General features: G+C 68.6%; 17 protein-coding genes. 9 read left to right on the top strand and 8 right to left on the bottom strand.

Features of this window, described 5'->3' with window-relative positions:
* Window positions 1-12: 12 nt before the first annotated feature.
* Both V9K99_RS29520 and V9K99_RS29525 read right to left on the bottom strand, forming a co-directional pair.
* On the bottom strand, window positions 13-819 hold the full coding sequence (locus V9K99_RS29520) for a phytanoyl-CoA dioxygenase family protein (protein ID WP_337005140.1): 807 nt from the start codon (window positions 817-819) through the stop codon (window positions 13-15).
* 49 nt (window positions 820-868) lie between these two features.
* Window positions 869-1,498, bottom strand: a complete 630-nt coding sequence (locus tag V9K99_RS29525; protein ID WP_337005142.1) for a winged helix-turn-helix transcriptional regulator — start codon at window positions 1,496-1,498, stop codon at window positions 869-871.
* A gap of 66 nt (window positions 1,499-1,564) precedes the next feature.
* On the opposite strand from V9K99_RS29525, the gene V9K99_RS29530 reads away from it, so the two are divergent.
* Genes V9K99_RS29530 through V9K99_RS29540 form a run of 3 tightly spaced genes read left to right on the top strand, consistent with a single transcriptional unit; the run spans window position 1,565 to window position 4,535 of the window.
* Window positions 1,565-2,446, top strand: coding sequence for an alpha/beta fold hydrolase (locus tag V9K99_RS29530; protein WP_337005144.1), 882 nt, complete (start codon window positions 1,565-1,567; stop codon window positions 2,444-2,446).
* Window positions 2,447-2,450: 4 nt separating this feature from the next.
* Entirely contained in the window at window positions 2,451-3,266 is an 816-nt protein-coding gene (locus V9K99_RS29535; RefSeq protein WP_337005145.1) for a maleylpyruvate isomerase N-terminal domain-containing protein, read from the top strand.
* A gap of 51 nt (window positions 3,267-3,317) precedes the next feature.
* Window positions 3,318-4,535, top strand: a complete 1,218-nt coding sequence (locus V9K99_RS29540) for a GNAT family N-acetyltransferase (protein ID WP_337005147.1) — start codon at window positions 3,318-3,320, stop codon at window positions 4,533-4,535.
* Here V9K99_RS29540 and V9K99_RS29545 read toward each other — a convergent pair.
* Genes V9K99_RS29545 through V9K99_RS29555 form a run of 3 tightly spaced genes read right to left on the bottom strand, consistent with a single transcriptional unit; the run spans window position 4,532 to window position 6,833 of the window.
* Window positions 4,532-4,924: an MAPEG family protein gene (locus V9K99_RS29545; protein WP_337005149.1), complete on the bottom strand. Its 393-nt coding sequence runs from the start codon at window positions 4,922-4,924 to the stop codon at window positions 4,532-4,534. The two genes, V9K99_RS29540 and V9K99_RS29545, sit on opposite strands and share 4 nt — an antisense overlap.
* A complete protein-coding gene (locus V9K99_RS29550) occupies window positions 4,921-5,880 on the bottom strand; it encodes a hypothetical protein (RefSeq protein ID WP_337005151.1) in 960 nt (319 codons plus the stop codon). The genes V9K99_RS29545 and V9K99_RS29550 overlap by 4 nt, the downstream gene beginning before the upstream one ends.
* On the bottom strand, window positions 5,877-6,833 hold the full coding sequence (locus tag V9K99_RS29555) for a glutamate-cysteine ligase family protein (RefSeq protein ID WP_337005153.1): 957 nt from the start codon (window positions 6,831-6,833) through the stop codon (window positions 5,877-5,879). Before V9K99_RS29555 ends, V9K99_RS29550 begins: the two co-directional genes overlap by 4 nt.
* 56 nt (window positions 6,834-6,889) lie before the next feature.
* Between V9K99_RS29555 and V9K99_RS29560 the strand changes: the two genes are divergently transcribed.
* Both V9K99_RS29560 and V9K99_RS29565 read left to right on the top strand, forming a co-directional pair.
* Entirely contained in the window at window positions 6,890-7,390 is a 501-nt protein-coding gene (locus tag V9K99_RS29560) for a MarR family winged helix-turn-helix transcriptional regulator (protein ID WP_337005155.1), read from the top strand.
* A gap of 58 nt (window positions 7,391-7,448) precedes the next feature.
* Window positions 7,449-8,045: a hypothetical protein gene (locus tag V9K99_RS29565; RefSeq protein ID WP_337005157.1), complete on the top strand. Its 597-nt coding sequence runs from the start codon at window positions 7,449-7,451 to the stop codon at window positions 8,043-8,045.
* On the opposite strand, the gene V9K99_RS29570 is transcribed toward V9K99_RS29565, so the two are convergent.
* A complete protein-coding gene (locus V9K99_RS29570) occupies window positions 8,033-8,611 on the bottom strand; it encodes an ArsR/SmtB family transcription factor (RefSeq protein ID WP_337005160.1) in 579 nt (192 codons plus the stop codon). The genes V9K99_RS29565 and V9K99_RS29570 overlap by 13 nt on opposite strands.
* Before the next feature lie 57 nt (window positions 8,612-8,668).
* On the opposite strand from V9K99_RS29570, the gene V9K99_RS29575 reads away from it, so the two are divergent.
* Entirely contained in the window at window positions 8,669-9,250 is a 582-nt protein-coding gene (locus V9K99_RS29575; RefSeq protein WP_337005162.1) for a dienelactone hydrolase family protein, read from the top strand.
* Window positions 9,251-9,333: 83 nt separating this feature from the next.
* Here V9K99_RS29575 and V9K99_RS29580 read toward each other — a convergent pair whose 3' ends face one another.
* On the bottom strand, window positions 9,334-9,561 hold the full coding sequence (locus tag V9K99_RS29580; RefSeq protein WP_337005164.1) for a hypothetical protein: 228 nt from the start codon (window positions 9,559-9,561) through the stop codon (window positions 9,334-9,336).
* A 46-nt stretch (window positions 9,562-9,607) separates the two neighbouring features.
* The gene (locus V9K99_RS29585; protein ID WP_337005166.1) at window positions 9,608-11,065 is read right to left on the bottom strand and encodes an MFS transporter; all 1,458 of its coding nucleotides are present in this window, start codon (window positions 11,063-11,065) and stop codon (window positions 9,608-9,610) included.
* A 121-nt stretch (window positions 11,066-11,186) separates the two neighbouring features.
* On the opposite strand from V9K99_RS29585, the gene V9K99_RS29590 reads away from it, so the two are divergent.
* Genes V9K99_RS29590 through V9K99_RS29600 form a run of 3 tightly spaced genes read left to right on the top strand, consistent with a single transcriptional unit; the run spans window position 11,187 to window position 14,193 of the window.
* On the top strand, window positions 11,187-12,404 hold the full coding sequence (locus V9K99_RS29590; protein WP_337005168.1) for a cytochrome P450: 1,218 nt from the start codon (window positions 11,187-11,189) through the stop codon (window positions 12,402-12,404).
* 5 nt (window positions 12,405-12,409) lie between these two features.
* The gene (locus V9K99_RS29595) at window positions 12,410-13,051 is read left to right on the top strand and encodes a TetR/AcrR family transcriptional regulator (RefSeq protein ID WP_337005170.1); all 642 of its coding nucleotides are present in this window, start codon (window positions 12,410-12,412) and stop codon (window positions 13,049-13,051) included.
* Window positions 13,048-14,193, top strand: coding sequence for an NAD(P)/FAD-dependent oxidoreductase (locus tag V9K99_RS29600; protein WP_337005172.1), 1,146 nt, complete (start codon window positions 13,048-13,050; stop codon window positions 14,191-14,193). Before V9K99_RS29595 ends, V9K99_RS29600 begins: the two co-directional genes overlap by 4 nt.
* Window positions 14,194-14,218 lie beyond the last annotated feature (25 nt).

Consider the following 14,218-nt stretch of genomic DNA (forward strand, 5'->3'; position numbering starts at 1 on the left):
TGATCCGCTCTTTCAGGTGCTCGGCCAGAGCACGGGGTTGATGATCGGGTCGGTGTAGTCGGGGGCGTTCGTCGCTGGGTCGGTGCGGACGAGGGTGTCGTTGGGGTGCGGTCCGCCGGGGCGCCAGCGGTTGTCGCTGGGCTGGAGGTGGATGGCGAGGGAGCGCCGGGGCGCCGTACTGCGGTTGGCTGAGCTGCCGTGGACGGTTCGGCAGTGGTGGAAGCTGACCTGTCCTCTGCGCATCCGGGGTGTGACCGGGGTCGGGTCGAAGCCCTGCGCAACGAGTGCGGCATCGAGGGCCGCGCTGTCCTGGGAGAAGAAGTCCAGCCCGGTGACGTCCCACTTGTGGCTGCCCGGCAGGAACGAGACCGCGCCGTTGGTCTCATCGACGTCGTGGAAGCCGACCCAGGCCGTGAGCATGTCGTCCGACGTACACGACTGCCAGTACTGCCGGTCCGTGTGCCAGCCCACCCGAGCCTCACCGCCCGGCGGCTTCCTGAGCAGCTGGTCGTGCCACAACCGGATCCCGTCCGCGCCGGACAGCGCGGCCGCGATGGCCCCGATCGCCGGGTGCCGGACCAGCGCCGCCAGTTCATCGACCCGGAGCGAGGCGTAGTCGTTCTTCCGCAGTACGTCGCCATCGGACGGCTGCCAGCCACGTGTCGTCGGCAGGTCGGGCAGCGCGTGATCGTGGTCGCCGGCGTAGAAGCGCTCCATACCGCGCTCGGCAGCGTCGAGTACGTCGGGCGCCAAGATCACCGGCGAGATCCAGTAACCGTGCTCACGGTAAAACGCGATGTCATCAGATCCCGGCCGCATCCTGAAACCCTAGGAAGCGGCCGACGACCGGGCAAACGAATAGGGCGAGCTACGGCCTGGCCCTGAAGACGGCACGCACGGCGGCCTCGTCGCCTTCGATGTCGACAAGTTCGAGGCCCTCGTCGATGGGGAGCGCACCTGCTGCCAGCCCGAGCACGAGAGCCGCGTCGGCGTGCACGACAGCATCGAGATCGCGACCGTCATGCAGGCTTACCGTTATGCCGGAGCGCGTCGCCCGCACCTCGACCAGTTGGCCGTCGACCGCGATCCCCACTGTCGATGACCGGCGCGGGGCTGCTCTGCCGACGAGTAAGGCCTGGAGGGCGACGAGCAGCCATTCGGTGCGGAAGCGGTCGTCGCCCGGCCCACGTGCCATCAGAGGCGTGGACCAGCGGACGAGGCCCTCGATCGGCTCCCGCAGCTCGGCGCCCCACGGGGTGAGCGCATACACGATGGCGTTGCCCTCCTCGGCCAACCGCCGCTCGATCACTCCTGCGGTCTCGAGGTCGCGGAGCCGATCGCTGAGCAGGTTCGTGGCCACGCCGGGAAGTCCGTCCAGCAGCTCGCGATAACGGGCCGGCGCGATCAGGAGCTCGCGGACGATGAGCAGATTCCACCGGTCGCCCACGACGTCGAGCGCCCGGGCGAGACCGCAGTACTGGCCGTAGCTTCGACTCATTCCGCTACTTTATAATCTCAAGCTCGAAAGACAATATCCAGGAGATCGAGGAGAGGGGGCGCGGTTGTGGCTGACCCGGCAAGGCCTGCGTGGGTCGACGATGAGCTGTTCCCGTTCGAGAGCCGCTTCGTCAGCATCGACGGGCACAACGTCCATTACGTGGACGAAGGATCGGGGCCGACACTGCTGCTGTTGCACGGCAACCCGACCTGGTCGTTCGTGTATCGCGACGTGATCCGCGCCCTGCGGAACGAGTTCCGCTGCGTCGCCTTGGACTACCCCGGCTTCGGGCTGTCGTCGCCCCGTCCGGGCTACCGGTATCTGCCCGAGGAGCACGCCGAGGTCGTCACCGCCTTCGTCGACACCTTGGGCTTGAGCGGCGTCACCCTGGTGGCCCACGACTGGGGCGGACCTATCGGCCTGGCAACCGTCGAACGGCGGCCTGCCGCCTTCGAGGGGCTCGTGCTGGCCAACACCTGGGGCTGGCCGATCACCGGCGACCTCCACTTCGAGGCGGTCTCCCACCTGGTGGGTGGCCCGCTTGGGCGCTTGCTGGTCAGGCAGTTCAACCTGTTCGTCAACGCGTTGATCCCCGTGGGACACCGGCTGCGTAAGCCATCCGCCGCAGAAATGACCCAGTACCAAAAGGCTCAGCGCGACGCGTCCGCCGTACTCCCCGGGCGCATCACCGGCAGCCGGGCCTTTCTCGCCGATGTGGAGGCCGGGCTCCCCGATCTCGCGTCACTCCCGACGCTCATCGTGTGGGGCGACGCCGACTTCGCTTTCCGGGCCAAGGAACGGCGGCGATGGGAGCAGGAATTCGCCGACCACCACACCGTGATCGTCGAAGGCGCCGGCCACTTCGTGCAGTCCGACGCTCCCGACCAGTTCGCGGTGGCGATCCGCGACTGGCGGTTCGCGCCCGGCAGAGCTCGCGCCACGGACTGAGTCGATGACCGCACCCGAGACCATGGCCCAGGCCCGTGCGGCGTTGCGGGACGTTGTCCCCAACCTCGTCACCCTCCTGCAGAGCGTCCCTGACGCCAACTCAGTCTCGGTCGGAACCTGGACCGTCGGCGAGGTTGCCGCTCACCTGTCTCAGGTCTTTCGCTTCGACACCGACGCCGTCGCCGGAAAGCCCGTCCCGGAAGCCACGGTGACGACGGCGGGAATGGCCGAGGTCAACGCGAAACTGCTGGCCGACGACGCCGAACGGGACCCAGCCGCACTCGCGGATCGCATCGACACGCTGGCAAACGAGTTCGACGACGTCGCGTCGCGTTCGCGAGCAGCCACGATCGATTGGCTGCAAGGAACCCGCTTGCCGCCTTCAGTAGTGGCGTGTCACCTGCTCGAGGAATGCCTGATCCACGGTCATGACATCGCCAGAGCCAGTGGGCGCCCGTGGCCGATACAGCCTCACCATGCCCTGCTCGCGGTCGAAGGCGGCGCGCTTCCACTCATCGCGGCGCTGCCGCCGACCGCTTTCGTGGACCAGGAGCAGGCCGGATCCTTCCAAGCTCGCTTCGCGATCCACCTCCGCGGCGGGCGATCCACCGTGCTCGTCTTCGACCATGGCTCGTTGACATTCGAGGCAGCGGGCGCACGTGACGTCGACGCGCACATCTCTGCCGACCCCACCGCTCTCATGCTGGTGTTCATCGGCCGACAGGGAATCTGGAAACCGCTCCTTGGCGGGAAGGTCGCCGCTTGGGGTCGTCAGCCATGGAAGCTCGCCCGCATGCTCACCGCCATCAGCCCGCCGTAGCCAGCTGAAAAAGCGCGGGCGGTTGTCGGTGGGGCGTGTGAGGATGCCAGGGTGACTGGATTCGAGGTTCGTACGGCGGTGGCCGAGGAGTACGACGAGGTCCGGGCGGTGTTCGCCGGTGCCCTCATGTTCGAGGGGGAGGCGGATGACCTGGACCGGGAGATGTTCGAGCCGGGTCGGGCGCTGGTCGCCGTCGACGCCGGCGAGATCATCGGGACCACCAGGGCATTGACCCGTGATCTGTCCGTGCCGGGTGCCGTCGTACCCGCCGCGCACGTGACCGGCGTCGGCGTCCAGGCGACCCATCGGCGGCGCGGTGTCATGGCGGAGCTGATCACCCGGCAGTTGCGCGACGTGCCGGAGGCGATCGCGGTCCTCTGGGCCAGCGAGTCCGGCATCTACGGACGGTTCGGGTACGGCGCGGCCGCCTGGGGACTGTCGTACGAGATCGATCTGCACCGCGTCGGGCCGCCGGCCGGGCGGATCCGTCCCGGCGAGCTCAGCGAGCTGGCGCCGGACGACGCCGCGAAGCAGCTGGCGCCGCTGTTGCGGAGCCTGCAGGAGCGGCGGCCAGGAGTCTCCGGCCGGTCCGAGCTCGACTGGCAGAAGCGGCTGCAGGACAAACCGGAAAGGCGTGGCGGAAGCGTGGCCCGCCGGATTCTGGTGCACCGGGACGAGACCGGCACCGTGGACGGCTACGCGCTGTGGCGCGGCAAGATGAACTGGGGCTCGACCGGCCCGGCCAACGAGGTGAGCCTCGAGGAGCTGGTCGCGCTCGATCCGACGGCGTACCGGGCCCTGTGGCAGCACTTGCTGACCATGGACCTGGCCGCCAAGGTCGCGTTCGGTCACGCCGCGGTGGACGAGCCGCTGCTGCAGCTCGTGACGACCCCGACGGCTCTGGACCGGCGAGTGTCCGAGTCGCTCTGGGTCCGGGTGACGGACGTCGCCCGGGCGCTCGGTCAGCGACGGTACGCCGTTCCGATCGACTTGGTGATCGAGGTTGCCGACGACCTCATCCCGGCCAACGCCGGCCGGTTCAGGCTGACGGCCGGTGGCCCGGCGGCGGAGGCGCGGTGCGAACGCACCGAGGAGCCGGCTGACCTGAGCCTGGAGATGGCCGCGCTCGGCTCGGCGTATCTCGGTGGCCGGTCATTGGCCGAGTTCGCCGCCACCGGCCGGGTCACCGAGCACACTCCCGGCGCCCTCGCCACGGCCAGTGCCGCCTTCGGTTGGCCGATCCTCCCGGTCAGCATCGAGATCTTCTAGATGGTCGCGATCGCGGTGACGCCGATGGCGATGCCGACGGCATAGGTGCCCAGGGCCCCTATATCGCGGAGCGGGCCGTGCGAAGCCAGCGACTTCGACGTGAGCATGCCGACGGCGTGTGTGGTGCGCACGAAGAGAGCAGCGACGGCCAGTGCGCCGACGAGCCAGCTGTCGGAGAGCGCTGAGCAGACGAGTAGCAGGACGATCATGGTCGGGATGTACTCGGCGGCGTTGCCGTGCGCACGCACCGCGATCAGCAGCGGGTCGGCCGGGTCCGTCGGCGCCTGGTTGCCGCCGCCGCGCATCGCGCGATGACGGGTCACGTTCGCGCCCAGCACGAACAGCAGGATGCCCATGAGGGCAACAGAAACGATCGTCAAGGTGCTCATGCGGGTACTCCTTCATAGTGATGGGTGAGGCGGCTGACCATCGTGTGACTGAGCCGCGTGCCGAGCAGGGCGTCGGTCTTGTGCATCCCGCCGGGGCAGGTGACGTTGACCTCGATCAGCCGGCCGCCGATGACGTCGGCACCGGCGATGGCCAGGCCGTGGCGGACCAGCAGCGGCCGGAGCGCGTCGGCGATCGCGAGATCAGCGTCGTCGATCGCGGCCGGCGCGACCGGCGCTCCGATCCGGAAATCATCGGCGCACGGCCGCCGCAGTACCGCCCCGACGATCTCGCCGTCGAGCAGGAACAGGCGTTTGTTGCCGTACTCAACGGCCGGCAGGTACTGCTGCGCGATCACCTGCCGGCGCCCGCCGCGCGTGGCCGACTCCAGCAGCGCGACCGCCGCGTGATCGTTCGGAACCAGCCAGACATCGATCCCGGCGAACCCGTCGACCGGCTTGACCACCGCCGTCCCGACCCGCGCGACGAACTCGCGCAGTTCGTTGACCGACGTACCGACGTACGTCGGCGGGCACAGCTCGGGGAACCGCAGTGCGACCAGCTTCTCGTGGACCATCCGGATTCCGTCCGGCCGATTGACCACGCGGGTGCCGGCGAGATCGAGCAGGTACGTCGCGTGCAGATACCGATCGTCGACCGGTGGATCGATGCGCAGATGCACCACCTCGAAGTCGGCGGTATCGACGACAGCGACCTCGAGTTCGTCCCACCAGGTCGGGTCGACCACCCAGCGGTGGTCCACGCCGGGCCGTCGCGGCCGCAGCCGGATCTTGTGGGCGTGGGCCCGAACCCGGCCGTCGACGACAGCGAGCTCCTCCGGCGCACAGCTCCACACCTCGAGGCCGAGCTCCTGGCTGGCGTTCATCAGGCCGATCGTGGCGTCGATCTCGGCGAGCAGCCCGGCGAGCGGATCGGTGACGAACAGGACGCCGTTCATGCGACCAGCTCCACATCTGGAATCAGCTCGTAGCCACGAGCCGCGGTGGCCGGATCGCCCGCAGCGGCCGAGCGCCAGTGCTCAGCCAAGTGAGCACGCTCAGGCTCGAGTGCCCGCAATGCGTTGCGCCGGCGATCGTCGTCGTACACCAAACTCGTCAGTGCGCTGATGACCAGGCCGAGGCCGGCCGGCTCTTGTACGTCGAGGAAGCGGACCTCGAGGTACGTCGCCCGCGGCCGGATCGGCGGGAACATCGTGGTGAGGTGCTCGACCGGGCCGCCGCTCGTGAAGACGGTGGCACCGGCGGCGAACGCGGTGTAGGCGGCGACCGGGTCGTCGCCATGGAGGACGCGATCGTCGAATCCGGTCCGCGCCGGGTCGACCTCGAGCCACGTAGTGAGCCGTCCTTCGCGCCCAGCGCTGCGAGCGAACGCCGCGGCCAGGAACGGGCCCGCGAGGTTGAGGACCCGCCACTGCTCGGCGCCGGCGCGGCCGGGCCACCAGTCGAGGCACACCTGCGTCGAGGCGGTACGACGCATCATCCGGCGACCGGCCGGGCCGATCGAGTCGAAGTGCCGATGCATCGCGACGTACCTCGGACTGGTCAACTGCAGCGGCACCTCGTGTTCGGGGCGCGGGTCGACCGGAAGTGCGTAGGTGCTGATGTGTGCGGCAGCGAGGTGACGCTGCAGGTCGTCGGTGAGGGTGCGGACCTGGGTGACCGGGTCGAGGGTGCACGGCAGGCTCAGCTCGAGTTGGCCGCCCGGCTCGAATCCGACGTACGGCGACGCGATCGCGGCTGCGGCCGCCCGGCGGACCCGCTCGATCGGTACGGCGGCGCCCGTCGTGCTGTCGGCGACGAGGAGCTCCTGCTCCACGGCGACCCGGACGGTCCGGCGGCGGCCCTGGGCGAACAGGCCGGCGACGACCGGGCGTAGCTCCTTGGGATTCATGGATGCTCCTGATACTGTAAGGATGCCTGTCAAAATATTGGAAGGAATCCTTACGGATGTCAAGAGTCGACCTACCCCGGCTCGACCGTAAGCCGTTCATCGCACTGGTCGACCGGGCCAATCGGGCCCTGCAGACGGACATGGTCCAGACCGGGCATCGCCGCGGTCACCCGGAGCTGAAGCCAGCGCACAACGCGGTCTTCGGGACGCTGCTTCCGGACGGTTCCCGGGCCGCGGACATGGCCGTGCGGGCCGGGATCACCCGGCAGTCGATGGGCGAGGTGATCCGCGACATGGTGGCCGTCGGCATCCTCGAGATGCGCCCCGATCCCGAGGATGGCCGGGCCAAGCTGGTCACGTACTCCGAGCACGGTCGCCAGGTCGCCGCCGACGGCTACGCCCACCTCAAGGATCTGGAGGAGCGCTTCGCCGAGGAGTTCGGCGAGGAGGACTACGACACTGCCCGCAGGGTCCTCTCCCGCATCGCCGAGCTCCTCGAGCGCTGGTCCGCGGAGGAGGACGACCAGTTGTCGGCCGTTGACGGCGAAGCGGGGTAGCGCGGTCGCGCTGTGTCAGGGCTATCTTCGGATTGGGTTCGGGGAGGGGGAGGTTCGGATGGTGACACGAGAGGCGGCTCGGTCGGCCGAGGGGGTGGCCGTCGGTGCGGCCAGGTTGATCGCGCTCGGTGGTCTCTGTGGACTGGCCTGGGCGTCCGGACTGCGCGGATTCATGTCGCAGGTTGCCGGGGACGAGGCGGGGGTCGAGTGGGTCGGCACCTTTGTCTGGGTGTTGCTGCCTGGTGTGCTCGTCGGTGCGCTACTCGGGTGGGCCGAGTACATCCGTCGTACCGGCGGCCGTCCGCACTGGCGGTGGCTGGCACTGTCGCCGTTGCTCTTTGCGGCGGTGCTGACGCCTGATCCACTCGGTGTACTCGAGGAAGGCATCGGTGGCGGTGCCATCGGCGTACCGCTGTTCGGCATTCTCGGTGGTTACGCCATCGCCGGCCGCGGTCGCCTGGTGCTCCGCCTGATCGCCGGTGTCCTGGCGTTCATCTTCGTACCGGTCTGGGCGCTGACGGTCGGGTCTTTCGCGCCGCATCTCACCCTCGATACGCCGGCCGGTCTGTGGGTCGCCTTGTACTTCTACTCCTTCATGGCGCTCCTCATCCTCGCCTGCACGATCCCGCACCGGCCGGTGGTTCAGGCCTCTTGAGGCGGCGGCAGGGTGGGGTAATCGAGGATCGGGTAGAGGCCGACGGTGAAGCCGTAGGTCGTGTCGCCGGAGCGGGGGAGCTGGTCGAACTCGTGGATGATCCGGTCGACCTGCTGCCAGAACTCGCGCGCCCGCTCCTCCGGGATCCGGGCGTGCCGGATGAAGGACCGGAGCTCGCCGGCGTCGTACGCGGGGGTGGACTCCTTCGCGGCGACCTCGAAGTCGTTGAAGTCCGGGGGGAGCTGGACGCCGTCCGGTGACCGGCCGAGGCCGACGTAGAACATCCGCGCGGCGCGGCCGTAGAAGCGTTCCTCGATGGCCCGGACGCGGCGGGTCCGGACCACGCGCAGGATGCCGGCATCGGCCAGCACCTTCACGTGGTGGGCGACCGTGCTCTTCGGTCGTTTGACCGCGGTGGCCAGCTCGGTCACGGTCGCGGCCCGCTCGTGCAGCAGGCCGAGGATCGTCGTTCGCAGCGGATCGCTGATCGCGCGGACCTGCTCAGCGGTGGTGAGCTCGATGGTGTCCTCGAGCTCGTAATCCGGCACCGGAGTATTGATCGACATGATCGGATTAGACTAGCATCGCCGATTGTTCGAGATAATTGGATCATTGGAGTGATCATGGCCGAGATCGTGCTGTACCACCACTCGCAGGGACTCACCGATGGGGTGAAGGCCTTCGCCGACGAGTTGCGCCAGGCGGGGCACACCGTCCACCTGCCCGACCTGTACGAGGGACACACCTTCGCGACCCTCGACGAGGGCATGGACTACGCCCGGACGACCGGCTTCGGCACGATCAAGGACCGCGGCGTCAGCGCCGCCGAGGACCTTCCGCAGGCAGTCGTCTACGCGGGCTTCTCGCTCGGTGTGGTGCCGGCGCAGCAACTGGCCCAGACCCGCCCCGGCGCCAAGGGAGCGCTGTTCTTCTACTCGTGCCTGCCGGTGGAAGAGTTCGGCGCGTGGCCGGACGGCGTACCGGTCCAGATCCACGGCATGGACGAGGACCCGTTCTTCACCGAGGAAGGCGGCGACCTCGACGCCGCCCGCGCCCTCGTCGCCGCCACCGACCAGGCCGAGCTCTTCCTCTACCCCGGCAAGGAACACCTCTTCGCCGACTCTTCCCTCCCGGGGTACGACGAAGCAGCCGCCACCCTCCTGATGCAGCGCACCCTCGCCTTCCTGGACAAACTGGCCGGGTGACGGCGACTGGCCCGGACGACGGTCCGGCCCGGTCGAGAGTGACCGGGCCGGAAGTCGGAGGGGAGGGGTGTGGGGGGCAGACGTCAGAGGGCGTGGAGCTTGGGGAACGGGGCGAGGATCCGCATGAGCTTGCCCTCGCCGAAGTCGACCACCACCGCGTGGCCGCCGTCGACCGAGCTGATCCGGCCCAGGCCTTCCTTGTCGTGGGACACCCGCTGGCCGACCTCGAAGACCTTGACCGGGTCCGGCACGCGGGGTTTGAAGGGGCTCGTGCTGAGGTGACGACGCGTCGTCGCGCGGTAGGAATCCATCAGGGTTCCAGTATGCGCCAATCTCAAGCGCTGAGAACCTTCTCGGTCAGGAAACCGTGGCGCCGGCGGTCTGGGCCGGTACCGGTTCGGTGGCCTGAGCAGGGCGGCGCGTGGGGATGAACGAGGCAATCGCCAGCGCGGCCAGGGCTGCCGCTGCACCGATGATCAGCACGACCCGGAACCCGTTCTGGGACGGCAGCGTGTAGCCACCCAGGTTGATGGTCAGCTGGGCCAGGATGACCCCGGCGACGGCGCTGGACACCGAGGTGCCGATCGAGCGCATCAGGGTGTTCAGGCTGTTGGCGGCAGCGGTCTCCGAGACCGGTACGGCGGCCATGATCAGCGCGGGCATGGCGCCGTACGCGAGGCCGATACCGGCACCGATCAGGACCGAGACCAGGACGAGTTGCCAGACCGCGGACATCAGCACGGTGCCGACGCCGTACCCGGCGGCGACCACCACGGCACCCAGCATCAGGGTGACCTTCGGGCCGCGGGTCTTGGAGATCTTGGCCGACAGCGGCGCGGTGAGCAGCATCACCAGCCCGGACGGGCCCATCACCAGTCCGGCGCCGAGCATCGACTGACCGAGGCCGAAACCAGTGGCTTTCGGCATCTGCAGCAGCTGCGGCAGCACCAGCGACATGGCGAACATCGCGAACCCGAACACCATCGACGCGAGGTTGGTCAGCAGTACCTGCGGACGAGCCGTGGTGCGCAGGTCGACCAGCGGTTCAGGGGCACGGCGTTCCCACCAGCCCCACACCAGCAACGCGACGACCGCCAGCGCGAACAGGCCGAGCGTGCGTCCGTCGGTCCAACCCCAGTCGGCGCCCTGCGAGATGGCCAACAGCAACGAGATCAGGCCGGTCGACAGCCCGATGCCGCCGAGCAGGTCGAAGCGTCCGCCCGACCGCACCGAGGATTCCGGGACGAACCGCAGTATCAGCCCGAAGACGATCACGCCGAGTGCCGCGGAGATCCAGAAGAGTGTGTGCCAGTTGAAGTTCTCGGCGAGCAGTGCGGCCGCCGGGAGGCCCAGGGCACCACCGACGCCGAGTGACGCGCTCATCTGTGCGGTCGCCGTACCGAGCTTCTCGGACGGCAACTCGTCGCGCATGATGCTGATGCCCAGCGGGATCACGCCGGCAGCCAGGCCTTGCAGGGCGCGGCCGGCGATCATCGGCGTCAGCGAGGTGCTGAGCGCGGCGACGACCGAGCCGGCGACGAGCATCGCCACGCTCAGCAGCAGCATCCGGCGCTTGCCGTACATGTCACCGAGCCGACCGACGATCGGCGTGGCGACGGCGGCCGCGAGCAGCGTGGCGGTGATCGCCCAGGCGGTGCCGGAGGCCGAGGCGTTCAGCAGTCTGGGCAGTTCCGGAACCAGCGGGATCACCAGCGTCTGCATCAGCGCGACCGTGATGCCGGCCGAGGCGAGCACTGGTACGACGGCGCCGGCGCGCACCGGCGGCGTCTCGACCGACGAGGGGACAGCGGACATCACAGGCCTCCGAAGAGCAACTAGATAGTTGGGTTATGCAACTAGATTTTAAGTCAGGCAGTTGACTTAAACAAGTCCAACGGGCAAGCTGGAGCAGAAATCAACTCGGAGGTGGTTTCACGTGACGCACAGTGATGAACAACAGGCGGTCGTCGACTACCCGATGCCGCCGGTGGGTGCGATCGACCCGCCGCCGGACTGGGAGCGGCTCAGGCAGCAGTGCCCGGTCGCCCACGTCCGGCTACCCAGTGGCGACCAGGCGTCGCTGCTGACCCGATATGACGATGTGAAGCAGGTGCTGTCCGATCCGCGCTTCACCCGCACCGCGGAGGACGCGGCGCGAGTGAGCGACAGCGAGTCCGGCGGCGTGTTCAACAGCGAGATGGCGATGGCGCTGCCGCAGGCCGGCGACGCGCACCAGCGCTGGCGGCGGATGATCACCAAGTGGTTCACCGCCAAGCGGATGAACGCGCTGCGGCCGGACATCGAGGCGATGGCCGAGCGGCTCATCGACGAGCTGATCAAGCAGGGTCAGCCGGCCGACCTGAAGGCGAGCCTGGGTTTCCCGCTTCCTGTCTGGGTGATCTGCGATCTGCTCGGCGTACCGGAGTCCGACCGGGACCGGTTCGCGTACTGGTCCGACACCCTGCTGAACCTGACTCGCTACGAGCAGGCCGAGATCGACGCGGCGCAGGCCGAGTTCGTCGCCTACATGGCCGGGCACATCGCGGCGAAGCGTGAAGCGCCTGGCGAGGACCTGCTGAGTGAGCTGATCACCGGCACCGACTCCGCCGGGGAGCGGATGACCGATCGGATGCTCGTCGCCACCGGCATGGGTCTGCTGGTCGCCGGGCACGAGACCACCGCGAACATGATCGGCAAGATGATGGCGATGCTGCTGGCCGACCGCAGTCGCTGGGAGCAGTTGCTCGCCGACCCGTCGCTGGTCCGCACGGCCGTCGAGGAGGTGCTGCGGTACGACGCCAACCCCGGCTTCGGCATGATCCGCTACCTCACCGAGGACATCGAGGTCTCCGACGGTGTCCTGCCGGCCGGTACGACCGCGGTCTGCAGCATGGGGTCGGCGAACCGGGACGAGAACGTCTTCGCGGGCGCCGCGGGAATGGACCTCACCCGCAGCCCGAACCTGCACCTGTCCTTCGGGGCCGGTCCACATTCTTGTATCGGGCAACCACTTGCGCGGGCCGAGCTGCAGGTGGTGGTCGAGGTGCTGCTGCGCCGGCTGCCGACACTGGAGCTGGCTGTTGCGGTAGAAGACCTACGTCCCGTCGAAGGGCTCGCAGTCGGCGGGCTCCGGGAAGTGCCGGTGAAGTGGTGATGATGATGGCGAAGGAAGTCCGGACCGAACGGGTGAACGCGACCCGCGAGCTGATCATGGCGACGGCGGAACGGATGTTCGCCGAACGCGGTGTGCACGAGGTCTCCAACCGGCAGATCAGCGAGGCGGCCGGCCAGGGCAACAACACGGCGGTCGGGTATCACTTCGGCACCAAGACCGACCTGGTGCGAGCGATCGTGCGCAAGCACTCCGAGCCGATCGAGGCGCGACGCCGTGAGCTGGTGGCCGAGGTCGGAGCCACGCCGGACGTGCGGGACTGGGTGACCTGCCTGGTCCGGTCGGCGACCGACCACATGGGCAGCCTGGGGACGCCGAGTTGGCTCGCGCGGTTCAGCGCGCAGCTGATGAACGATCCGTCGTTGCGCAAGATCCAGATCGAGGAGTCGCTCACGTCGCCGACGCTGCAGCAGATCCTGGAAGGTCTCAACGAGTCCCTGGCCGATCTGCCGTTGCCGGTGCGGATGGAACGCAATGACATGGCCCGCCACCTGATCATCCAGATGACCGCGGAGTTCGAACGCGCCCTGGCCGAGGGAACGCCGACCGCGCGGGCCACCTGGGCGGAGATGGCGGACGGCCTCATCGACGGGATCGTCGGATTGTGGACAGCCCCGGTGACAACGTGACCGCAGTGATCGTCGGCGCCTCCGCGGCTGGGCTGTCGACGTTGGAAGCCCTGCGGCGTAAGGGGTATCAGGACAGGATCACCGTCCTGGGCGCCGAGTGGCACCTGCCGTACGACCGGCCGCCGCTCTCCAAGCAGTACCTGGCGGGCACGTGGGACGAGGACCGGACGAAGCTGCGTCCGGACGAGTTGCTCTCGAAGCTCGACGCCGAGTTCGTGCTCGGCGAATCCGCGGTCGGTCTCGATGTGGAACGCCGTACCGTGCACACCGCGTCCGGGCGGGAACTCCAGGCGGACTCGATCGTGGTCGCGACCGGCCTGCGGGCGCGGACGCTGCCGGGACAGGGCGAGCTCGAAGGGGTTCACGTACTGCGGACCTTGGACGACGCGGCCGCGTTGCGGAAGGACCTCCTGGAGGCATCGCGGTTGGTCGTGGTCGGAGACGGCGTACTCGGGGCCGAGGTCGCAGCCACCGCGCGAAAGATGGGGTTGACTGTCACGCTGGCTGGTCCGCAATCCACAACACTTGAAAGCCAGCTGGGCCCGGTGGTTGGCGGGTTGCTCAGTGAGCTGCACGCGGCAGAAGGTGTCCAACTAAGGCTTGGTACGGCGGTGACCGGACTGACCGAGGTGGACGGCCGCGTCACCGGCGTACTACTGGACTCCGGCGACGTACTGCCGGCCGATGTGGTCGTGGTCGCACTCGGTGCAGCGCCGGCGGTCGATTGGCTGGCCGACAGCGGGCTCACGATCGACAACGGTTTGGTGTGCGATGCGCGGTGCCAGGCTGGACCCGGCATCTACGCCGCCGGTGATGTCGCTCGCTGGCGTCAGCTGGATTCCCTGCTCCGGTTGGAGAATCGGACCAACGCGACCGAGCAGGCTGCCTGCGTCGCGGCCAACATCGTCGGCGATCCGCAGTGCTACACGCCGGTGCCGTACTTCTGGACCGACCAGTTCGACGCCAAGCTCCAGGTCCACGGCGTGCCGGCCGCGGACGCCGAAGTGACAGTTGCTGAAGGCAACATCGAGGAGCGGCGCTTCGTCGTCCACTACCGCCGCGACGACCGCGTTGTCGGCGTACTCGGCTGGAACATGCCGAAACAGACCCGCCTGCACCGGCAACAGCTGGTGCCCGCGTAACAACAGACCTTTCTGGGGAAGGATC

Origin of the sequence: Kribbella sp. CCNWLW201 (genome assembly GCF_037203805.1) — a bacterium.
In the GTDB taxonomy this organism is placed as follows: domain Bacteria; phylum Actinomycetota; class Actinomycetes; order Propionibacteriales; family Kribbellaceae; genus Kribbella.